Source organism: Nocardioides aquaticus (assembly GCF_018459925.1).
In the GTDB taxonomy this organism is placed as follows: Bacteria; Actinomycetota; Actinomycetes; order Propionibacteriales; family Nocardioidaceae; genus Nocardioides; species Nocardioides aquaticus.
Genome location: NZ_CP075371.1, coordinates 1,731,611 through 1,751,701, shown reverse-complemented (window position 1 = coordinate 1,751,701; position 20,091 = coordinate 1,731,611). Strand labels below are relative to the sequence as shown.

Here is a 20,091-nt window from a genome sequence, read left to right as displayed (position 1 = left end):
GTGGTGATGGCCATAGCGCTAGCAGGGTCCGTGGTGGTGCAGGTAGGAATGGTGGCCTTGCTGTGGTTGGACACCGATACGGACCCCACCAGGATCGGGATCTCGTTGGTGATCATCGGCGTGCTCAGCGTGGTGACCTTGCAGGTCATCGCGGTGTGTATCTGGCGGTTGTTGACCATGGTCAAGCGGGGCACGGTCTTCTCCCACGCGGCGTTCCGTTACGTCGACCTGGTCATCGGGTCAGTCAGTGCTGCCGCGGTGCTCATCCTCGCCGTCGCCGTGGTGGCTCGCTTCGCCAATCACGCCACGCCCGGGGATGAGGTCGCCCCCGGATTGATCGGCCTGATCAGCGGATTTGCCCTAGTGATCGCCGGGGTGGCACTGCTCGTCTACGTGATGAGGACCCTGTTGGCGCAGGCGGTCGCCTTGGACTCTGAGGCCAAGCAACTGCAGTCCGAGCTCGATGAGGTGATCTGAATGCCGATCATCGTCGACATCGACGTGATGCTCGCCCGGCGCAAGATGGCGGTCGGCGCTCTCGCGGACCAGGTGGGCATCACCCCAGCCAACATCGCGGTTCTCAAGAACGGCCGAGCCAAAGCGGTGCGTTTCGCCACGTTGGCCGCATTGTGCGAAACGCTCGACTGCCAGCCAGGCGACCTCCTCCGCTGGGAACCAGAGCAGGGCCAAGACCCAGCACAGGACTCGCATGCGGGCGGTGCCCCGAGATGATCAAGGTTCGTCACCTGTCAAAGCACTGCGGCAGAGCGCTGCTTTCGACGAGATCACTTTCGTGGCACATCCGGGGGGCCGGACTCCTGGGGCCCAGGACGGTGTCGGAAGAGCCACCGCGTTGCGGATCATCGTCGGATTCGACCGCCCGACCGCGAGCGAACTTCTTGGCTACGGCCGGGCCTACGAGACGGTCACGGAGCCGACCCGCGTCGCGTGTGCTCGTTTGCACCAGACTGGTGACAGATGACGCCAACCGACGATCCTGAGGCAACACAGAGCTGGAGATCCCGCAATCCTGTTGGCGGATGTTGTTCGACTGGGACTGCGATAAGGCGCGGCAGGGATCTTTGCGGCAACGTGCCGGTGTCCCGGGACACGAACGGTCTGCGGGACGGGTGCAGGCCAGCGCGTCTAGCCATGGCTATGCGTCCCGAATGACCCGTCCGCGATGTTCACCGGTGACGGGAGGTCCTGCGGCGCCTACCGTCCGTGCCGGTGAACCAGGTGGCTGCGCATCGCCGCGAGCCGCGCCGTTGCCGGTGGGTGAGTTGCGAACCAGCGTCGATCGAGGCGGGTCACTGCTCGAGCGGACCGCCCATCGAGCAGCGGCCTTGTCACGTACTCGTCGAGGAACCGCATCAGCTCGGCGGCCGCCTCGAGGTCGTGGGTCAGTTCGGCTGCGAACAGGTCTGCGGCGATCTCCTCGCGCCGGTCGAAGGCGACCTGGAGGCCCAGGAACATGACTGCGGTGGCCAGCGTGGCCATCAGCGCCAGGCCGCCCAGCTGCGGTGACGTCGCCAGCGCGGTCACGCTGAGACCGGCGCCGGCCACCATCAGCACCAGATAGCCGACCAGCCACACGTAGCGGCCCGCGGCCGAGCCGTGTTCGCGGCGGATCACGTGCGCTAGCTCGTGGGCAGCCAAACTGTGCACCGCGGCGGGACTCAGCCCAGTCAGCGCAGGGGTCGCGAACACAACGGTGGGCGGGCGGCCGACGCGGAACCGCGTGACGGCCAGGCCGCCATCGCCAGTCACTGGCCCCCCGCTGTTGGCGAGTGGCGCTCCGAGGACCGCGACGACGTCGACGGCGGGCGCCGCCACACTCGCGCGTGACGCCACCGCGGCCATCGCTGTGGCGGCCAGCTGTCGCAGGCCGTCGATGTCACCCGGGTCGTCGTCGTCCTTGGCTGGTCGCCAACTGGTCGCCCAGGCAAGGAGGACCTTGGCCAGCGCCACGAGCAACAGCACGGCACCGCCGAGATAGGCGACGGTCAGCAGGATGAGGGCCGCGTCGCGGGCCGGTTCGGACATGGCTTCTAGCGCCGTCGCGTCGCCTCGGTAGAATCGCTCCCACGCAGGCGGGCCGCTCGGGGGCGGTCGTTGGACGGTGAATCGTGTCTCTCAGCGGCGTGCTGAGACCGATTCGGGCCGTCGGTCGCGCTGAGGGACCGTTCATGGTGTCGCGGTGGGCGCTGGCCGCGTGGCGGCATCGGGCGGCGTCGACCACGGGACAGCGCGGACCTCCGCGGAGCGACCACGGCGGTGTGTCGCAGGCCCCTCAGGGTCCGAGGTCTCACGGCTCGACTCGACCGCGTGGTCCTGTTCGTCCGGGCTCGGCACTCCGAAGCGTCGCTCGGCCATCGTCTCCACCTTCGACACCGCGTCCCAGACGTGGTCGCCCGAGCCGTGGGAGTAGCAGGCGTTCAGGTGCTCGCGTGCGTGACCGAGTTCCTTCTTGCTCGAGCGGGGGTGCTCCCCCAGGGCCTTGAGTGCGCGCTGAGCGCGTCCGATGGCCTGGGAGCGCTCGATGATCGACATCGTCGCGGCGTTCGATCGCCGAGTCGTTTCCTGCGTCATTCCCTGAGTCACTTGCGGGGTCCCTTCTCGGTGCGGGTGCGCTTCTGCGCACCGGGCTGCTCGTCGTCTTGGATCTCGCCGGTGTCGAGGTCGACCAGGCCGAGCCGAGGCGGCCCATCGCGTCGGGTCGACTGGTCGTCGGCGCGGCGCTGGCTGGCGAGCAGGGCGTCGACGTCGTGGGCGAAGGCGTTCTCCCGGCGCTCGGTGGCGGCTTCGGCCATGTGCTCGCTATGCCGCGGTTTGGCCGGCCAACCCTTGTGGTCGTCGTCGCAGTGCGCGCGCAGGCGGTTTCGCATCCGGTCGGTGAAGGCCGGAAGGCAGTAGCGGTGCCACTCCTCGAGCGCGTCGCTGGTCATCGCCAGGCCGGCTCGTCGACGCTGGTCGGCGAGCACGGCGATCTCGTGAACCAGGTGCGGGTGGAGCGGCCAGCAGCTGGGGATGAGCCCCGCGACGTCCCAGGAGTAGTCGTGGTTGAGCCAGATCACGACTGCCTCGAACCACTCCCACAGCGCGTGCCGCAGATCCGGGTCCAGGCAGCTCGCCGGCTCCCACGGCCGCGGCAGCAGCGCGTGGTTGCCCAGCGCTCGCTTCTGCTCCTCTGAGCCGTTGACTGCGATGTGGAGCTCGCGGTAGGCCAGCCGGACTTCCTCACCCGGAGTCGGGAACGCGAACACCATCGACGTCGAGGCCGTCCGGCGGCTGTGCTGGGGGCTGGTCACCGCCCGGTCCTTGCGCGGTTGTCGCCGTGGGTGGTGACGTGGTCGGTGTCGTCGTCGACGAAGCCGAGGCGCCGCGCCTCGGCGAGGGCGGCGGCCGCGCGGGCGTTGGGGGTGACGACCATGCGCCGGTCGCTGGTTAGTTCCTGGCGCAGCGTTCGCTGGTCGGCGAGCAGACGGGCACCGGCCTTGCCTTCGACGCAGCGGTGGAGCTTGGCGATGATCGGTTTGCCGTTCTCGGCGATCACGAGCGCCTGGCGCTCGGGCAGCTGGCGGACTTCCTCGGGTCGCATGATCGGGATGTCGTCCGCGGAGTAGCTGCGGCCGCCGCCGTGGGTTCCACCGGCCTGGTGGGTGACGCGGCCGACGCGGACCGTGCCGAGGAGGTCGGAGATCTCCTGGTTGAACTGGACGTCTTTGGACCCGCCGAACATGACCAGGGTGTTGGTGAGGCCGAGCAGCGACCGGGCCTCGTGCTCACCGAAGATGCTGGTCAGCTGTGGCCGGGTCTGCGCGGCCCAGATGAACGAGAGTCCGAGGGCGCGTTCGTTGGCCATCCGGGTGCGCAGGGTCGGCAGCGGCGCGGTCGATGGCAGCTCGTCGAGCACCGAGACCAGCGGTGGGCACAGCCGCCCGCCCCACGGGGAGCTGTTGGCCAGCAGCAGTCCGGTGTCCAGCACGTGCTCGGTGACGGCAGTCATCAGCGGGCTAGCGCTCGCGTAGGGGTCTTCGCGGCCGAGGAGGTAGATGGTGCCGCGGCGCCGGATCACGTCGGCGAGGTCGGTCGCAGGCCGTCGGTGGCCGGGGATGCAGCGGCGGCGGGTTTCGGCCTGGAAGAACAGGGAGACCGCCTGCTGCACCGTGGTGATTGTGTTGCCGGCGGTGCGGTCGTCGCCGTTGAGCGCACCGTGGAGTAGGCCGTGCCAGAACGGTTCGGCGTGCGGGTGTCGGCGCAGGATCTCCATCGGTTGTGAGGCTGCGGTCGGGTTGGCGATCCACTGCAGCACGTCCTCGAGCGTCTTGCCGGTCAGCGCCGCGGCGTGGAAGTAGCCCTGCAGCACCTTGGCCGACTCTGCGGCGTAGAACCGGGCTGCCTCGTCGCCGGTGCCGCCGTTGATCGCACCCTTGACGGTGCCGGCGGTGAAGGCCTTGGCGCGGCGCTCGGCCACCTTGGGGTCGACGCACCCGGCGATCGGGTCCCAGGTCAGCTCGTCGACGCCGTGGCCCCAGATCCCCTCGGCGAGCCCTAGCGGGTCGAGCACGACGCAGGGCCGGTCGTCGCGGGAGCGTTCGGTGAGGCTGAGCAGCAGGTCCTCGACCTTCGTGAGCGTCACCAGCGCGGCTCCGGGGGCACCGAGGAGTGCTGGGGTGAGCAGGTCGAGGGTCTTGCCGGAGCCCTGCGGGCCGATCACGCCGGCGGTGCGGTCCCACGGGACCCACAGCTCGCCGCCGCGAGGCTCGTGGGCGTCTCCGATGCGCCAGCCGACGTCCCATGGGTCGAATCGCAGCTTCATGACGCCGCCCCGGGAGTCTGCGGCGTGATGGTGCCGCCAAGTGGTGTCTGGCGCGGGGTCTGGGCGTTCATCGCTTCTCCTTGGTTCCTCGGCCGGCTACCAGCCACGGGCTCAGCCCGCGGCCGAGGTACGGCCCGGGTTGCTCGGCTACGTCGAGGGATACGTCGCCGGGTGTGCGCTGGACGCGGCCGGCCGATCCTTCGAGAGAGGTCGTGAACGCGGGGCTGGCGTGCTTCCCGTGGAGGTCCGGGCGGACGATGCCGGCGACCTTGTGGAGCCTGGTAGCTCCAAGCATCCGCTCGGCCTCGGCTGAGGTGGCCATGCCTCGCATGCGGCCGGGTCCCCAACGCTGGAGCACGAAGATCGCCAGCCAGCCGAGCGCGACGACGACGAGGACCTCCGTGGCGGCCAGGCAGCCCCACGTCAAGGAAGGACCGGCGAGCCCGCGGTTGCTGGCCTCCTGCTCGGCCAGGCCGGCGCTGGAGTCGCCGGTGACGACGCCAGGCAGGCTGGCCCAGAAGGCGGAGCCGATCGGCGAGGTGAACTGCCCCGCGTCAGAGGTCGTGGCTGGGTCGGGCCAGGTCCAGCCGGCGCCGGCGACGAGATTGGCCATCGAGCGACCCAGCTGCAGGCCGATGACGATGGCGAATCCCCCCGCCAGAGCCACGCCCAGGGGGATCTCCCAGGTCCAGGGGTAGGGGTCTCGTCGACGTTCTCGCTGCACGGTGCTCCGCCTTCCGTTGCCAGGTGCTTCTCGGGGGCCGGGTCCACCCGGTCTCCTAGGTCCGTGGGAGGCGCGGGAGCGATCACCGCGGCGCTGGTCGTGTTGACCGCACCGGCTGGACGTCGTTCGGCCACGGGCGGCCTGGGCGGCTCTTACGCCGCTCGAGCGGCCACCGTGCCGCCGTTCGGGGAGGCGTTCTCGGCCAACCATTGGGAGGGGTCGACGTTGTCGGCGCCGTAGATCGAGCCGTTCTCCAGGTGCACCTCGAAGTGCAGGTGGCAGCCGCGGGAGTTGCCCTCGTCGCCGACCATGCCGATCTGTTGGCCGGCCTGGACCGTCTCGCCGCGGCTGACGGTGACCTGCTGCATGTGGGCGTACCAGGTGGTCAGAGAAATGGGTCCGGTGCTGACCTTGACCAGGGTGGGGCCGGCCCACGACTGGGTGGTGTCGATCTCGACGGTCCCGGAGTGGGCGGCGTAAACCGAAGTGCCGCAGAGTGCTCCGAAGTCGGTGCCGGTGTGCCAGGAGTCCCAGGCGCTTCCCTGGCTGTGCCAGTTGTGGGCGTCGTTGCCGACGTAGGCGGCGGGGACCGGGTAGACGATCTCGGAGCAACTGGCCGTCTCGCCGCCGCTGAAGATCGAGCTGACCGGGTCGTCGAAGGGGTCGCCGGGCTTGACGTTGATGTGGACGTGGTCGCGGTGGTTCTCGGTGGCGCTGCCTCGGTCGTCCATGGGGCGCCAGCCCTCGGAGGCGCGGCTGGTCGACCAGATCTGCTGGTACCAGATGATGTAGTCGATCCCGAGCTCGCCGGCGTGCTGCTTGGCGTAGTCGGCGAGCGCCTGTCCCTGCGCGCGGCCGGCGGAGCTGAGCGGAACCATGAAGTCAGCCGCCAGCCCGGCCGGGTGGCCGTTGGGATCGGTGGCGCTGTCGCGGTAGCCGCCGACGGTCTTGATGTCGAACATCGGGCCCAGGACGTTGACGAGCTGGGTCAACTGGGCCTTGACCTGGCCAAGGTTGTAGTTGGTGTTCGTGGCGCCCGAGGTCAGGGCGCATCCGGCGCTGCTGCCGGCGGTGGTGGCCACGACGAGCGGGTGGTCGCTGATCTTCTGCGACTGGGTGCCGTTGTCGACCCGTGCGCTGGCCCAGGTGAGGTTGGCGCCGTAGATGTGGTCGATCGGGGCGTCCTTCTTCGGTTGACGGCACGGTGCTGAGGAGCCGCCGAAGGCGTTGGTGACGGTCGGGGTGAGCACGCAGTGCGATGCGTTCGTGCCGTCCCCCCCGTCGTTGAAACCGCCGCCGATGACCGTGGGCGTGCCGGTGGCTGCCAGGTCGTCGAGGGTGTCGAGCTGACGGCGAAGCGCCTCGACACGGCGACCAAAGACGTTACCTTGGGTGTTGGCCGGGTTGTGGATGCTCCAGACCCAGATTGCCTGCCCGGTGGTGGTGGAGGTCAGCTGTACCAGCGGCATGCCCACGTCGTGGCCGCCGAAGTAGGGGATGTCGACGAGCCGCTGGTCGGTGGCGCTCCACTCGTTGAGGTCCCAGATCACCTTGTTCTGGGTGGGACCCGAAGACGGGTACATGCCCCATTGCTGGGAGTAGCGGCTGGCCATCGCGTCGGCTTGCGGCCCGTGGACCTCCTGGAGCGCAGCGATGGTGATCCCGGCGTCCTTGAGCGAGCTCATCGCACCGGGCAGGCGGGCCTGCCAGCTGCTGAATCCCTTCCGTGCATCGGGGCCGGAGGTGTGGCCGGCGCCGAGGAGGTTGAGGGTGCCGACGGTGATCGGGGCGATGGTGTCGCCGTCGGTGCAGCTGCCGGTTGACGTCGTTGTGGAGGCGATCTCGACGTCGCCGCCGGGAACCTCGGGCAGGTCGCCGCCGAGGATGTCGGTGATGTCGCCGGTGACATCCTCCCACTGGGCGTAGGCGCCGGGGAGCCCCGAGCGCTGCACGGCCTGGGCGGCCTCGGTCAACGGCATCTGCTCCCAGCCGGGGATGTCGAGCAGCCCGGGGTTGCTGGTGTGCTGGGCTCGGCCGAAGAAGGCCTGGGCCGCCAGGGTGGGATTGGTGACCTGGGCGCGGCTGCCCCAGCCGGTCGAGGGGCGCTGCTGCAACAGGCCGCCGGAGTCGCGGTCACCGCCGTCGAGGTTGACCAGCTTGGACTCCTGGATCGCCGTGGCGATCGCCACCTCGAGGCCGTAACGGGGGACGCGCAGGTCGCGCGCGACCTGGGCGATGGTGACCGCGTTGCGGGCCTGCTCGGCCGTCAGGGTGGGGTAGGCCTCAGAGAAGCGCAGCTGCATCAGTGCGGGGAGGACATCGCCGGCCGGCGGGGCTGCGCCCGCGGCGTCCACGTCCTCGCCCGCATCCCCGGCGGCGTCGTCGACGTCGCCGGAGCTGCCCGACCCAGTGCTCGAGGTGTCTGCCACCGTGGCGGTCCCGGGGGTCGAGCCGGAGGTGGAGCTGGGGCCGGCGCCGTTCATGTCGATCCGGGCGGTGAGCCACTGGTGGTCAGAGACCAGGGGCCCGGTCGAGCTGTTGGCCAGACGTGCGCCCTGGCTCTGGGGGAAGAAGACGAAGTCGACCGAGTGGTTCGCCCACCCGTAGCCGGCGGCCGTCATCTTCGAGACCGCCGACCAGGGCAGGTCGGTGTAGGAGGCGTGGGTGTTCATGTCGCCGCCGATGACGACGGGGCCGTGGGAGGCCAGCGAGTTCGTCAGCTGGACGAGGATGTCCATCCCGGCGCCGTATTGCTGGGCGCGGGTCAGGGCCGGGTTCCCGTGCTGGCGGGGGAACTTGTGGGGGTTGGTCATGTGGTGCGTGGCGATGACCGAGACCACGGCACCGTCGCTCTTACGCTGCAGCATCACCCAGGTGGCGTACCGGTCCCAGGTGCGCGGGTTGCCCTTGGAGTAGAGCTGGTCGTCGGAGACGATCTTGACCCGCCCGGCGTTGACCTTGGTCCACGCGTCGCGCTTCCACAGCACGGCGCTGCCAATCGACTCGATCGAGTCCGGTCCGCCCGCGGGGTCCTCGCGGAAGACCTCGTAGCCGGGGGCCGCGCTCTGGATCTGGCCGAGGCTGCGGCTGCTGATCTCGTTGAGCGTGACGAAGTCCGGATCGGACCTGAGCGTGGTGTTGAGGTCGGCGTTGAACGCTGACAGCGGGAGGCTGACCTTGATGTTGGCCTGCGACAGCGTCACCGAGCCCTTGACCGGCCCGCCGACCGGTCCCTCGATGTCGCCGAGGTCGCCCAACTCACTGGAGACGGTGGTGTCGGCCTGGGTGCGGCACTCGGCGGCGGCCTGGGTCGACATCGTGATCATCACGGCGCCGATCAGGGGCAGGCCGGTGAGGATTACCAGCACCGGCAGTACCGCTAGGAGGACCTTCTTCACGACGTATCGACCTCAGATCAGCCGGGCCAGGAGGCCGCTGTCATCGGGCTGTCTCTATGGCCTCGTTGGTCCAGGTGAGCTGCTTCTCCAGCGGGTGCAGCACGGTCTGGACCTTGTAGGTCGATTCCCCCACTGACCACAGGGCACGGCCCTTGTCCTGCCGCGCCCACCCGGCGACGAGGTCTTGGGCGATGGGTCCGAGGCCGAGCATGGAGTCGAGCTCGCGGGCGACCTTGGGGTTCTGCCCGCCGAGGATCTTCACGTCGGCGAGGTCGAGGAGGTCCTTGGCGATGGTGGCGGCCTGGGAGCCGACGTCGCCGGCGGCGAGGAGGTCGGAGGGCTTGTGGGCGATCGCGAACTGGATGTCGCCCCCCCGGCCGGCCATCCCTCGGCTCAGCCGCAGGTCGGCGTCGAAGCTCTTCACAGCGTCGGGCCCGAGGCGCAGCTGGCGCCAGGACTCGTCACGCACGACGATGCGCAGGTCGCCGGGGTCGCCATCTGATCGGGCGGTCTCGCGCATGCCGCGGCCCCAGGAGTTGAGCGCGAGCAGCGCGATGCCGACCGCCTCGTCGCCGAGGTCGTCGAGGCGCGACAGGGACAGCGACTGGATAGGCGCGGACCAGTCGACCTCGATGTTGGTGGGGGCGTCGAACAGCCCGGCGAGTGCGCCCTTGACGAGCTGGCCGAGCGCGTCGCGCAGCAGTCGGGTCTCGTCGAGGAACTGCTGGCGGGTGGCGTAGCGGGACCGTGTGATGAGGTCCTCGGTGGGTTTGTGCAGCAGGTGCCACAGCTCGGGGATGGTGGTCTCGCGCAGCACCGAGCTGCCCTCGCTGTAGCCGGTGAGGTGCTCCAGGGCGGTGTGGACCACGTCGGCGTCGGTGGGTCCGAACGGGACGTGGTTGGTGCCGATGCGCATCGAGCCGACCAGGCCACGGACCAGGGTGAGCCAGCGGCCGAAGATGATGGTGGCGCGACGCTGGGCCTCCTCGGCCGAGAGGTGCTCCCAGCCCTGGCCCAGCGGCCCCATAGCGAGCGGGTTGATCCGGGTCCGCATCCCGGGGCCGATCGCGAAGGGCTCGACACCGAAGGCGCGGCACAGCCGCTCGTACTCGTCCTTGGGGTCGCCCAGGATCAGCACCTTGTAGCCGAACGGCATCATCCGCAGGCAGAACGCCTTGGTGGTCGCGGACTTGCCGAGGCCGGGCTTGGCGAAGAAGAAGACGTTGGGGTTGGTCACCGGCACCGCGTCGTCGAGCACCCAGCCGAAGGGGTCGAAGTAGAACGAGCCACCGGAGAGCTGGTCGATGCCCATCTGGGCGCCCGTGGGCGGCAGGGCCGGGGCGGAGATGAAGGGCCAGAACACCGGGGCCTGGTCGCTGGTCATCCGGTAGGCCAGCGCGGTGGCCTTGGCGGGCGACCACCCTCGTCCGGGGCGGGCTGTGCCGCGGCGCGGGGTGTGGCGGAACAGCCGGGCCTCCTTGGCCTGCGGTGCCGGCGTGGGGACGGTGGGCAGGTCGTGGCCGAAGTCGGAGAGCAGCGCCGCCATGTCGCGACCTCTCCCGTGGCCGCCGCGTCGACGCATCTTGCTGTTGCTCATCAGGCGTCTCCCGCCCGGGTCAGGCTGATGCCGAGCGGCACCGTGGAGGAGGCGAACCCGACGTCTTGGGACAGGTCCAGGCGCAGCGGGGCGAACCCGGCGCGGCGGATCGAGGCGTCGAGGCGGCGGCCGAACTCGCTGATCCGCGAGGTCTTCGGCACCGTCACGGTGCACACCGCGTAGGGCCGAGTGAGCGCGTTGCCGCGGGCCAGCTTCACGTCCAGACCTCGGGCCTTGCTGGTGTCATCGCGCTGCTTCGCGCGGGTCTTGCGGCCCAGGCGCTCGTTCATGCCCTCGGCGATGTCGGCGGCCCACTCGGCGTTGCCGCTCTGCCGGTCGGCCTTGGACTGCGACACCATCGGGTAGGCGACCACGAAGCTGCGCCGTTCGCCGGCTTCGCTGGGGGTCAGGATGGGCGCCAAGGCTCCCATCACCGCGCCGCGGGTCGGGAGCTTGATGGTGGAGCTGATCGAGTTCCACGCGTCGTGGCTGTAGTGACGCACGGTGGCGTCGGCACCCGACGGGCCGGCCATCGCCCACGGGACGTCGGCGGCCACGCCGGCGTCCTTCTCGCGCATCGAGAGTGCCTCGACGATGCCGGCACGGTCGCCGGGCGCGAAGCCGGTGCGGCACGCCAGCGCCAGCTCCGGGCTGGTCAGCCACCGCACCGAGGTCATCCCGAGCGGGCCACGCAGCTGCGCCTCGATCTCGCCGAGCAGCAGGTACAGCTCGCGGCACCTACCCTCGAGTCCCCCGCCGGACTCCTTGGCCGAGCGGGCGATGCGGGCCTCCGGCACCACCAGGGTCACGAAGACCTCGGTCCGCACCGATGCCTGGGTCAGGCCACGGGCCAGGTCGGCGTTGACCTGCTCGGCGAGCTCGGGGGCGCCTGGCCGGCGGTGTTTGGTGACCCACAGCTCCCGCTCGGCGCCGTCCTCGGGCACGGTGCGGACCACGAAGAGGATCTCGTCGATCTTCTCGGTCCGACCGGCCACGTCGATCAGGCCCGCGAGCGCTTCGCCGTAGCGGGCGCGCTCGTCGCTGTCCTGCATGCCGATGCCGGGGTGCACCACCGCGGCGGTGACCGACCAGGTGCGGGTGGAGTGGTCCTGGACCACGGCCACCCGCTGGAGCTGCGAGCCGTGGGGCGGGCCGTCGTGGATCTGGATGCCCTGCAGCACCCCGGGCAGGTCGGGGGTTTCGAGGTCCTCGGCCCGTCCCCGGGCGGCCTTGGCGCGGAACGAGGTCCAGCCGAGCAGCCCGCCGAAGGCGTAGGCGATCGAGGCGATCATCCAGCCCGTGGCCGAGCGGCCGCGGACGGGGACGACGGTGACGGCCAGCACCATCAGCCAGATGCCGGCGAACAGCAGCGCGGAGAACCACGCAACCCTGCTGATGGCCCAGAAGGCCGGGAGGCTGGCCAGCGACAGCAGCAGCAGCTGGCCACCGGAGAGCCCGAAGAACCACCCGATGGGATCTCGCTGGTAGTCGGCGTACGTCGTCATGGTCTGTGGTTTCCTTCCTGACTGGTCGACCCGGGCGGGCCGGCAGATGACCTGGTGGTGCTGACGCGAAGATGGGGCGTGCGGGTCGGTGACATGGCTGGGCTAGGCGACGGGCTAGGCGACAGGTGGGACGGCCGCGGCGACACCCGCTCCGCCGGCGCCTCCCGCTCCCCCGGCACCGCCACCGGCACCTCCCGGCGGCTTGGGAGCACCCCCGCCGCCGTCAGCACCGTCGCCGCCAGCACCGCCACCGCCTCCACTGCCGCCGCTGGGCGCGCCCACGGGGAGGTTCGCCGGGGTGACCGACGGCGTCGGCGGTGTCGGGGAGCCGGAGCCGCCGTCACCAGTGCCACCCGATAGGCCGCCCGCACCGTCCTGGCCTCCCCCGGGGCCCTGGCCCGGGCCGCCGGGCTGGTTTCCGGCCTGCCCGCCCGACTGGCCGCCCGAGTCGTTGCCGGGCTGGTCGCTGGACTGGCTGTTGTTCTGGTTGTTGTTGCTTCGGGTGCCGCTGAAGTCGGGCCCGTAGGTGTTCTGCCCGACGCCGGCCTGGTTGGTTTCGTCGGCGATCAGGGAGGTGGCCTTGGCGCCGGCGCTGCTGGTCATCCCCATACCCTTGGCCATCGCCTGGCCCCCGGCGCCGAGACTGCCCAGGAACCCCTGGGCGGACTGGTTGAACCGGTCGCCGGTGGAGCTTTCGGCGTTCTGCTCGCCGGCCGAGCGGCCACTGGAGTCGGCCGAGGAGGCAGCTGAGGACCCGCCGCCGGCACCGCCGCTACCGGAGAGCAGTCCCTGGATGCCTCCCTGGACCGCCATGCCCTGGCGGAACGAGGCGCCGCTGGGGGTGCCGGGGTCGACGAAGGCGAGCAGCTTGAACAGCGCCAGCGGGGCGACGACGCTGACCAGGATGAGCATCACCGCGGGGAGTGCGGTGCCGATCGCCTTCTGGGTGCCGTCGGAGAGGTGCGCGGCGACGCCGTTCGACATCTGTACGCCGATGCCGAGCACCATGATCATCAGGACCGGGGTGAGGGCGGCGGCGTGGAACCAGCGCAGGCTCTTCCAGAACCACGATCGGGTGAAGTCGGAGACCAGGCCGGCCGCTGAGATGGGGCCGGTGGCGGTCAGCACGAGCAGCGATGCCGCTCGTGCCAGGTAGACCAGGATGTGTCCGATGGCGGCCAGCCACAGGAAGATGCCGAGGAAGGCCAGGACGGTGGCCACGGTGGCGTCGGCGATGTCCTCGCTGCCGAGCCCGCCGAGCGGCTCCCATTCGGGCCAGGTGTTCACGTTGAGCAGCGCCTTCATCAGTGCCTTGCTGATGGCACCGCACGCGGCGACGATCGTCACGCAGTAGCCGAACCAGGTGGCGCACACCACGACGAACTGGCCGGCGCCGATCAGTGCTCGCGCGAGGCCCTTGCCCTCGCGTTTGAAGGCGGAGGCGCCGAGCTGGATGACGGTCAGGAGCACCACCAGCGCGAGGGCCAGCCACAGCGCGAACCCGTACACGTCCTTGCCGGGGCCGTCGCCGCGCAGGTCGGGGGTCAGGAACAGCTCGGAGTAGGTCAGCACGATCCGGAGCACGAACAGCCCGGAGTTCCAGATGGCCAGCATCGCGGCGGTCCAGGCGTCCGCGGCGGCCTTGGCGATGGTGTCGCCGAGCTCGGCCATGGGGTTAGGGATGTCGCCCAGGCCGGGGAACCCGCCGCCGAAGATGTCGCCGACGTCGGGCAGTCCCGGGATGCCCAGGATTCCCGGGGTTCCGGGCAGTCCGCCGCCGGCTACGTCGCAGACCGCGTCGAGGACGCCGCAGCCGCCCTCGGCGATCCCGCCGGCCGCGCCGGCCACCCCCTCGACGCCGTTGAAGACACCGTCCTTGACGTCGCCGGCGACGGCTCCGCCGGCGTCTTCCACGCAGTCGACGGGGCCGGCGGCGCAGTCCAGGACGTCGCCGCCGAGGTCGCACAGCGCGTCGGGGCCTGGGCATCCCTGCTTGAGTTCGGGGGCGGCGGCGGCGAGCCGGGTGTCGAGTGCGGCCGCTGTGCTGATGGAGCTGATGGTGGCTTTGCCGGCGGCCGGCGTGGACGTGGCCGGCTGGATCGCTGCGGCGGGGCCAATAAGCCCGTTCAGCAGGCCCACCAGAAGGCCGGTGAACAGGGCCAGGGCGCCAGCCCGGCGGGGGCAGCGCAGGCGCGGGAGGAGGTCGCTGGTCACGAGGACTCACCGGCCTCGGCTGAGGAGTTGCCGCTGGTGGGGTCGATCATGATCCAGTTGGCGTCCTCGAAATCGTTGGTCTCGGGCGCGACGGCCTGGGGCTGTCCCTGTGCGATGAGGTTCTCGAGGTCGGCGGTGCTGCCCTCGACGACCTTCCAGTCACCGCCGCTGCTGTTGTCGGAGTCGGCGTCGGGGTCGGCCATCCAGCGCACCAGCTGGGTGCCTGCGTAGAGGCCGTCGCGGGCCTCGCCGTCGACGTCGGTCAGCGTGACGTAGCTCAGCAGGTTGACCACGTAGTAGTCGGTGTCGAGCTCCTCGAGCGTGTAGGCGACCGGCGTGACCGCGTACGAGGCGGGTGCGGGCACCTGGCCCTCGGCCGGCACTCCCGCCTGCTGGCGCCGTAGCGCCACGGCGTCGTGGGAGCGCTGCTCGAAGACGGCCTGGTCGGCGGGGTCGGAGTACAGCTGGGCGACCGTGGCGGCCTGGTCGTAGTCGAAGCCGACCTGGGCCCTGGCCAGCTCCACCTGGAGCGCCACCGCCCCGAGGTCGGTGTAGGGGAAGCCGGCCGCGTAGCCGTCGGTCTGGGTCGACCCGGTCGGGAGGGTGATGCCGCCGACCGGCGCGGCCGCGGCGCTCTCGGGTGCCAGCTGCTCGCTTCCCGAGCCACCTGTGGAGCGGCCCGATGAGTCCCCTGCCGACTCACCCGAGGTGCCGGCAGCGATTCCGGTTCCGCCGTCGCGATCTGCGGCCCCGTCATCTCCGCGGGTTCCGAGCCACACCGCGGTGGCGGCTACCACGGCGATGACCACCAGGACGGCGATGCGGGCCAGGTTGCCGGACGGGGTGGGAGTGGTGGATGTGCTGCGGCTGCTCATGAGTGTGCTCCTCCTTGCTCGTCGCTGTGGTCCTGGCTGCGGTCCTCGCCCTGCTCGACCGCCTGCTCGTCCTCGGGCACGCCCGCCGACGGGTCCGTAGTCCAGGTGCGCCAGCCCGCCTCGACGGCCAGCTCGGTGCCGGGCCATGTGGCCGGTGCGGGCGCCGGGGGCGCACCTGGCGCGAGCATCCAGCGACCCCCGACCCACTGCATGCGCTCGCAGTGGCCGAACGCGGCATGGCCCTCGGAACGGTAGGTCGCGGTGACCTTGATCAGGACGCAGACCGTGGCCCAGTCGGGTCCGTCTGTGCCCTTCACCAGAGCTGCCGCCGGTTCCACGGCTACCGACGCTGTGGCGCTCTTGACGCTGCCCATCTCGCTGCTGCTCAGGAAGGCCGCGACGCTCGAGGTGATCCACCAGTCGTCGGCCCTGACGCCGCCGGGCAACGCCCAGCTCGCGTAGACCTCTTGAGCGGTCTGCAGGCTCATCGACTGCAGCACCGCGGTGTCGATCTGCGCGAGTTGCCCAATCGCGCCCTCGGGGGTGTGGGGGAAGCCCGTCATGACCAGGCCAGGGCCGTTGATGCCGGTGCCGGTCGGGATCTTGATGCTGTCCTGACCGGCGCCTGCGTCCCCACTTCCGTCGGGGTCGTTGGGGTCGTCGGGGAACGCTGCGCTCGAGGGGACGCTCAGCATCGGTTCGGCGGCGATCTCGTCGCGGTGGCTGGCGCCCCGGGCGACGGTGGAGCGTTCGGTCTCGCCGGTGGCTACGCCGCCGGCGGCCGAGGGGTCGCCGTTGAGCCCGGACACCGCCAGGTAGATGGCGTACCCCAGCCCGACGAGCAATGCGAGGGCGACGACGACCGCTCCGGTCAGGATCGTGATCAGGCGCCCGCGACTCCACTCGCGGACCCCCGAGGTCTCCTGACCGGAACGACCCGTGCTCTTGGACTGCATGGCACCCACCGGCGAACTCCGATCAGATGCAGCCGTTGCCGAGGATGCCGTTGAGCATCCCGGGCAGGACCAGGTAGGCGATCGCGCAGCCGAAGACGACGACCAGCGAGATCACGCCGACCTTCGAGGCGTGGGGCAGGGCGAACATCCGGCCGGCGATCACGGCGCCGATCCCGATGATGATGGCGAGACCGAAGAGGATGATCACCCCCCAGAGCACGTAGCCGGTGATCTCGTTGGTCGGCCCCTCGGCGCCGGGCGGTGCCTTCGGGCACACCTTGACGGCCATCTCGGTGGTGCGGATCATCAGGTTCACCGGTCGGTTCCTTTCGAGTGATACGAACTGGTGTTGCGGACTGGTGGTGTTGCGACTCGTGTTGCGGTGTCAGCCGGGCTGGTCGGTCGGCTGGTCGGTGAGGTCGTGATCGGTGAAGAGGTCGAGCTCGTCAGCCGCCGCTTCGTCGTCGCCGTCGCGGTTGGCGTCGTGGTCGGCGTCCTGTTCGACGGCGTGGGCGTGGGCGACTGCGGCGAGCAGGGCCTGCGGCACCGGGCGGGAGTCCAGGCCGTGGATCGACAGGCCACGGTCCTCAGGGATCTCGACCAGACGTCCGCTGTTCAGCGCACGCCGGGCATGCGGTCCGCCGGCGTGCTCGACGCCCCGGGTCCACTTCTTGCGCCGGGGGCCGACCACGGCCACCCAGGTCCGGTCAGTGATGTGTACCCCGGCGTGGTTGACAAGGAGCTCGAGGGCGCCTTCGAGTCGGCGCATGCCGGGGACCGTGGAGGTGCTGACCAGGAGGACCTGGTCGGCGCTGGCGACGGCGTCGCTGACCCAGGAGTCGGTGGTCGTCAGCTGACCGACCTCCCAGCCGACGTCCAGCACGGTCAGCTGGGTGGTGTGCTCTGCTGGTGTGGGGGTGGGGACTTCGTCGACGCCGGCGAGGACCTCGCAGACGCGTTCGATGAGGACCTGCTCGCGCCGGCCCAGTCGCCATCCGGCGGGGTGCAGGCCGAGCTCGGCGGTGGTGGCGGCGGCCAGGCCGGACGCGCTGGCTGAGCAGCACTCGATGACGCGAGCGGGTAGCTCGGCGCTGAGCGCGACGGCGAGGGCCACGGTGCTGGCTCCGCTCGAGCCGGAGGTCCCGATCACGGCAAGGACTCGCTCCCCCGCCTGGGGGGTCCAGTCGGCTGCGTCGGCGGCGCGGTGGCGGTCGCCGCCTCCGGTCCGTGCCGCGGCTCGGCCCGCTGTGCGCGGCTCTTCCGGGTGTGCACCCGGACCGGTCCGTCGGGTGGTGGGGCGGGCGTCTCGGAACTCCCCGGCCCGAAGGGCGCGCACGGCAGCCTGCACCTCCTCCAGCGCGAAGGGACGCGCGGGCGAGCCGGTGCCGGCGCTCAGGGTGCCGCTGCTCATGACAGCTTTGCCGCGGGCCGCCCGCTTGGCTGGCCGACTGACTGGTTGGCCGGACCGGGCTGCATCGTGCGCCGGTAGGCATGTCGATAAGCCATGGCGGCGCGGACCTCGGCCGGGGTGAGGGTCGCCAGTGCGTGCTTGACCGCGTGGACCGCGCGTAGTTGGTCCATGCCGCCGGTGAGGCCGGCGATGATCTTCCCCTCACGGCCGGCGATGTCGAAGAGCTGTGAGATCTCCTGCGCGGAGCGCTGCAGCTGCGCTGCGTCCATCCCGATGGTGTGCTGGGTGCGCTGGGTACTTGCCATGTCCTTCACCACCTCCCTGTTCATGGCTGTCGCCTAGGGCCGTGGGAGGCTCGGGAGCGATCGCTGGCCGGCTTGTTGTTCGGCTCATTCGTCATGGCCGAACCTCCCGGCCGCCTGCGCCAGAGCGCGGACGCTGCGTGAGGCGTTGCGTCGCACGGTGGCTTGGGAGACCCCGAGCTGGGGGGCGACCCGCATCGAGAGCTCGTTGGCGATCAGCCCGCCGCAGCCCCGGCCGAGGTTGCGGGTCTGGACCCGGTCGGCCTCGTGCACCAGGCACAGCAGCAGGCGCCGGTCGGACTCGCTGATCACGTCCTGCTCGCACGCCCAGGTGAGCAGCTCGAGCAGCTCCTCGGCCGGCGACGTGTCCGGCTCGGCCGGGTCGGGGGCCGCGAGTACCTGGGGTTGGTGGCCCAGGGCGCTGGCACGGCGCTTGCTGGGAGGCCGCTCGCCGTCGGCCCACTCGCTGCCGCCGCTCGGCAAGTCGCCGAAGGAGAAGGACTCGACCAGGTCGGTGTGCGCCCAGGTCCGGTCGGCGCGTGTGACGTAGAAGAAGTCGCCGACCTCCCGCAGGACCCCGACCTTGGTGTTGACGATGATGTTGGCCGCGACCTTGGTCAGTCGGCGCCACGGGAACGAGCGGACCTCGATCCACAGCTGCGAGGCCACCAGCTCGTCGATCCGCTCGACGGCCCACCAGGCTCCGGCCTGGATCGGCTGGCTATCGCGGAAGACCTCCTTGGTCGGCAGCGAGCTCAGCCAGCCGGCCAGCCGGCACGCGCCGGGGAGCAGGCACTTGGCCAGCGCCGCCGCGGCCGCGATGTCGTCACCGCCGTCGGGGGCGGCGAGCATCGCCAAGGCGAGGAGGACCTCGTCGGCTTCCTCGCGGGTCACCGTGGGAAGCCAGGGCCGCAGGTCGTCGAATCTCTCGACGACTCCCAGGCGGCTGTTGGCGGCCACCCAGCGGGGCCACATCCGTCGCGCCTTGTCCAGCAGCTCGCTGTTCTCCTCCAGTCCAAGCTGGTCGCCCACACTCATGCCGGGGCCTCCCTTCCGTCGTGTCGCTGCACGGCAGGAAGGTGGCTCTCGGGTGTCCCTCTCGGTGTCCCCCCCACATCAGATCGGTGGGGGGACACGGCGGGAGGCCGAGCGTTTGCGCAGGTCAGAAGGCGTCCCCCCGAAAGTTGCAGGAACTTCTGGGAAGGGGTTGCGCGGGCTTCGTCTCGCCCGGTGTGCCGCACAAGGCTGCTCCAGGCTGGCCGGGGTAGCACACGTGCTATTAAGATGGGCGCATGACGACCGTCGGCTTGCGTGAGCTGAGGCAGGACGCGTCCGAACTCGTCCGTCGCGTCGAGGCAGGCGAGGAGATCACGATCTCCGTCTCTGGACGTCCCAGCGCTGTCTTGGTGCCCGTGCGGCCCACCCGCTGGAGGACCTGGCGGGAGGTCGAGGATCTGTTTCGCGGTCCCGCCGACCCAGACTGGGCGCAGGACCGAGCGCTCGTCGACGACGAGCTGTGTGACCCTTGGGCCGGTCGGTGACCTCGAACCCGGGCCCGATCGAGGCGCCGGCTGAGCGGGCGATTTTGGACACCAGCGTGGTCATCGACGAGGGCGCATCTCCGATTCCCGGCGTTCTGGCCATCAGTGCGGTGACACTCGCAGAGCTGCACTTCGGCGTCCTGGTTGCCAAGACCACCGAGGTGCGCGCGGAGCGGCTGCGTCGGCTCAGCGTGCTCCAGCAGCGCTTCGACGCCCTGCCGGTCGATGACGCGGTCGCCGCCAGCTACGGCCGTCTGTCGGCGGCCGTCGTCGACGCCGGGCGACGCCCCCGGGGCCGTGTGATGGACCTCCTGATCGCGGCCACTGCCCACGCGCACGGCGCCCGGCTGTACACCCGCAACCCGGTCGACTTCGCCGGCCTCGAGGAGCTCGTCGACGTCGTCGGCGTGTGAGCCCGTCTTGTCGCCGGACGGTGACGCCTGAGGCGTCACTGTGCGGGCCAGCGCCTCGGGACTGCCTCTTGAGTGACCCCTTCTGCGACACCCACTACCTGGGTCACCACCCGGTTGCTCTCATCGCCACCCCAGCGGGTCTTGCGCTCCAGCCCGGAGCTGTAGAGCCAGTCGATGCCGAGCTGGGTCAGGATGCGCTCGACGGCGTCGCTCGCGTGGGCGAGCGAAGGAAACGGCGTGCCGTCCATGTCTTCGTGCTGGTCGAGGATTGCCCGCTCGTGGTCGTGGAGGCAATCCCGCAGCGGCCCGTCGTCGAACATCACGCCGCCCCCT

General features: G+C 70.6%; 20 protein-coding genes. 4 read left to right on the top strand and 16 right to left on the bottom strand.

The annotated features are described in order from the left end of the window. The first annotated feature begins 30 nt into the window (after nt 1–30). Nucleotides 31–477: a DUF2975 domain-containing protein gene (locus tag ENKNEFLB_RS08435; protein WP_246535910.1), complete on the top strand. Its 447-nt coding sequence runs from the start codon at nt 31–33 to the stop codon at nt 475–477. Next, entirely contained in the window at nt 478–732 is a 255-nt protein-coding gene (locus ENKNEFLB_RS08430; protein WP_214058780.1) for a helix-turn-helix domain-containing protein, read from the top strand. Between the two features lie 483 nt (nt 733–1,215). Here the strand turns inward: ENKNEFLB_RS08430 and ENKNEFLB_RS08425 are convergent, their stop codons facing one another. The 15 genes from ENKNEFLB_RS08425 to ENKNEFLB_RS08355 form a co-directional block, all read right to left on the bottom strand. Beyond that, on the bottom strand, nt 1,216–2,046 hold the full coding sequence (locus ENKNEFLB_RS08425; protein ID WP_214058779.1) for a M48 family metalloprotease: 831 nt from the start codon (nt 2,044–2,046) through the stop codon (nt 1,216–1,218). 141 nt (nt 2,047–2,187) lie between these two features. After that, nucleotides 2,188–2,592, bottom strand: coding sequence for a hypothetical protein (locus ENKNEFLB_RS08420; protein ID WP_214058778.1), 405 nt, complete (start codon nt 2,590–2,592; stop codon nt 2,188–2,190). An 8-nt stretch (nt 2,593–2,600) separates the two neighbouring features. Continuing rightward, entirely contained in the window at nt 2,601–3,311 is a 711-nt protein-coding gene (locus ENKNEFLB_RS08415) for a hypothetical protein (protein WP_214058777.1), read from the bottom strand. Then, complete coding sequence (locus ENKNEFLB_RS08410) at nt 3,308–4,822, bottom strand: type IV secretory system conjugative DNA transfer family protein (protein ID WP_214058776.1); 1,515 nt, start codon at nt 4,820–4,822, stop codon at nt 3,308–3,310. The genes ENKNEFLB_RS08415 and ENKNEFLB_RS08410 overlap by 4 nt, the downstream gene beginning before the upstream one ends. A 67-nt stretch (nt 4,823–4,889) precedes the next feature. Next, the gene (locus tag ENKNEFLB_RS08405) at nt 4,890–5,546 is read right to left on the bottom strand and encodes a hypothetical protein (protein ID WP_214058775.1); all 657 of its coding nucleotides are present in this window, start codon (nt 5,544–5,546) and stop codon (nt 4,890–4,892) included. A 152-nt stretch (nt 5,547–5,698) separates the two neighbouring features. Beyond that, the gene (locus ENKNEFLB_RS22875; RefSeq protein WP_214058774.1) at nt 5,699–8,914 is read right to left on the bottom strand and encodes a VldE C-terminal domain-containing protein; all 3,216 of its coding nucleotides are present in this window, start codon (nt 8,912–8,914) and stop codon (nt 5,699–5,701) included. Between the two features lie 70 nt (nt 8,915–8,984). Beyond that, complete coding sequence (locus ENKNEFLB_RS08395; RefSeq protein WP_214058773.1) at nt 8,985–10,541, bottom strand: ATP-binding protein; 1,557 nt, start codon at nt 10,539–10,541, stop codon at nt 8,985–8,987. Continuing rightward, on the bottom strand, nt 10,541–12,046 hold the full coding sequence (locus ENKNEFLB_RS08390) for an SCO6880 family protein (RefSeq protein ID WP_214058772.1): 1,506 nt from the start codon (nt 12,044–12,046) through the stop codon (nt 10,541–10,543). The genes ENKNEFLB_RS08395 and ENKNEFLB_RS08390 overlap by 1 nt, the downstream gene beginning before the upstream one ends. A gap of 114 nt (nt 12,047–12,160) precedes the next feature. Further along, entirely contained in the window at nt 12,161–14,260 is a 2,100-nt protein-coding gene (locus ENKNEFLB_RS22870; protein WP_214058771.1) for a type IV secretion system protein, read from the bottom strand. Further along, entirely contained in the window at nt 14,257–15,135 is an 879-nt protein-coding gene (locus ENKNEFLB_RS08380; protein ID WP_214058770.1) for a hypothetical protein, read from the bottom strand. Before ENKNEFLB_RS08380 ends, ENKNEFLB_RS22870 begins: the two co-directional genes overlap by 4 nt. Further along, the gene (locus ENKNEFLB_RS08375) at nt 15,132–16,091 is read right to left on the bottom strand and encodes a hypothetical protein (protein ID WP_214058769.1); all 960 of its coding nucleotides are present in this window, start codon (nt 16,089–16,091) and stop codon (nt 15,132–15,134) included. Before ENKNEFLB_RS08375 ends, ENKNEFLB_RS08380 begins: the two co-directional genes overlap by 4 nt. A 22-nt stretch (nt 16,092–16,113) precedes the next feature. After that, nucleotides 16,114–16,398, bottom strand: coding sequence for a hypothetical protein (locus ENKNEFLB_RS08370; protein WP_214059385.1), 285 nt, complete (start codon nt 16,396–16,398; stop codon nt 16,114–16,116). Between the two features lie 78 nt (nt 16,399–16,476). Beyond that, nucleotides 16,477–17,241 (bottom strand): hypothetical protein, encoded by a 765-nt coding sequence (locus tag ENKNEFLB_RS08365; protein ID WP_214058768.1) that lies wholly within the window; start codon nt 17,239–17,241, stop codon nt 16,477–16,479. Between the two features lie 257 nt (nt 17,242–17,498). Next, the gene (locus tag ENKNEFLB_RS08360; protein WP_214058767.1) at nt 17,499–17,831 is read right to left on the bottom strand and encodes a hypothetical protein; all 333 of its coding nucleotides are present in this window, start codon (nt 17,829–17,831) and stop codon (nt 17,499–17,501) included. A 60-nt stretch (nt 17,832–17,891) separates the two neighbouring features. Continuing rightward, nucleotides 17,892–18,842, bottom strand: coding sequence for a hypothetical protein (locus ENKNEFLB_RS08355; protein WP_214058766.1), 951 nt, complete (start codon nt 18,840–18,842; stop codon nt 17,892–17,894). A gap of 254 nt (nt 18,843–19,096) precedes the next feature. Here ENKNEFLB_RS08355 and ENKNEFLB_RS08350 point away from each other — a divergent pair, with 254 nt between their 5' ends. After that, entirely contained in the window at nt 19,097–19,345 is a 249-nt protein-coding gene (locus ENKNEFLB_RS08350; RefSeq protein WP_214058765.1) for a type II toxin-antitoxin system Phd/YefM family antitoxin, read from the top strand. A gap of 56 nt (nt 19,346–19,401) precedes the next feature. Further along, entirely contained in the window at nt 19,402–19,758 is a 357-nt protein-coding gene (locus tag ENKNEFLB_RS08345; RefSeq protein WP_246535909.1) for a type II toxin-antitoxin system VapC family toxin, read from the top strand. Nucleotides 19,759–19,793: 35 nt separating this feature from the next. Here the strand turns inward: ENKNEFLB_RS08345 and ENKNEFLB_RS08340 are convergent, their stop codons facing one another. Next, nucleotides 19,794–20,081 carry a hypothetical protein gene (locus tag ENKNEFLB_RS08340; RefSeq protein WP_214058764.1) on the bottom strand — a complete coding sequence of 96 codons (288 nt, stop codon included), beginning with the start codon at nt 20,079–20,081 and terminating at the stop codon, nt 19,794–19,796. Between the last annotated feature and the right edge of the window lie 10 nt (nt 20,082–20,091).

Coding starts and splice junctions, on each gene's coding strand:
- ENKNEFLB_RS08430 (WP_214058780.1), top strand. CDS start 478: ATGCCGATCATCGTCGACATCGACGTGATGCTCGCCCGGCGCAAGATG.
- ENKNEFLB_RS08425 (WP_214058779.1), bottom strand. CDS start 2,046: ATGTCCGAACCGGCCCGCGACGCGGCCCTCATCCTGCTGACCGTCGCC.
- ENKNEFLB_RS08420 (WP_214058778.1), bottom strand. CDS start 2,592: ATGACGCAGGAAACGACTCGGCGATCGAACGCCGCGACGATGTCGATC.
- ENKNEFLB_RS08410 (WP_214058776.1), bottom strand. CDS start 4,822: ATGAAGCTGCGATTCGACCCATGGGACGTCGGCTGGCGCATCGGAGAC.
- ENKNEFLB_RS08395 (WP_214058773.1), bottom strand. CDS start 10,541: ATGAGCAACAGCAAGATGCGTCGACGCGGCGGCCACGGGAGAGGTCGC.
- ENKNEFLB_RS08390 (WP_214058772.1), bottom strand. CDS start 12,046: ATGACGACGTACGCCGACTACCAGCGAGATCCCATCGGGTGGTTCTTC.
- ENKNEFLB_RS08380 (WP_214058770.1), bottom strand. CDS start 15,135: ATGAGCAGCCGCAGCACATCCACCACTCCCACCCCGTCCGGCAACCTG.
- ENKNEFLB_RS08375 (WP_214058769.1), bottom strand. CDS start 16,091: ATGCAGTCCAAGAGCACGGGTCGTTCCGGTCAGGAGACCTCGGGGGTC.
- ENKNEFLB_RS08370 (WP_214059385.1), bottom strand. CDS start 16,398: ATGATCCGCACCACCGAGATGGCCGTCAAGGTGTGCCCGAAGGCACCG.
- ENKNEFLB_RS08360 (WP_214058767.1), bottom strand. CDS start 17,831: ATGAACAGGGAGGTGGTGAAGGACATGGCAAGTACCCAGCGCACCCAG.
- ENKNEFLB_RS08355 (WP_214058766.1), bottom strand. CDS start 18,842: ATGAGTGTGGGCGACCAGCTTGGACTGGAGGAGAACAGCGAGCTGCTG.
- ENKNEFLB_RS08350 (WP_214058765.1), top strand. CDS start 19,097: ATGACGACCGTCGGCTTGCGTGAGCTGAGGCAGGACGCGTCCGAACTC.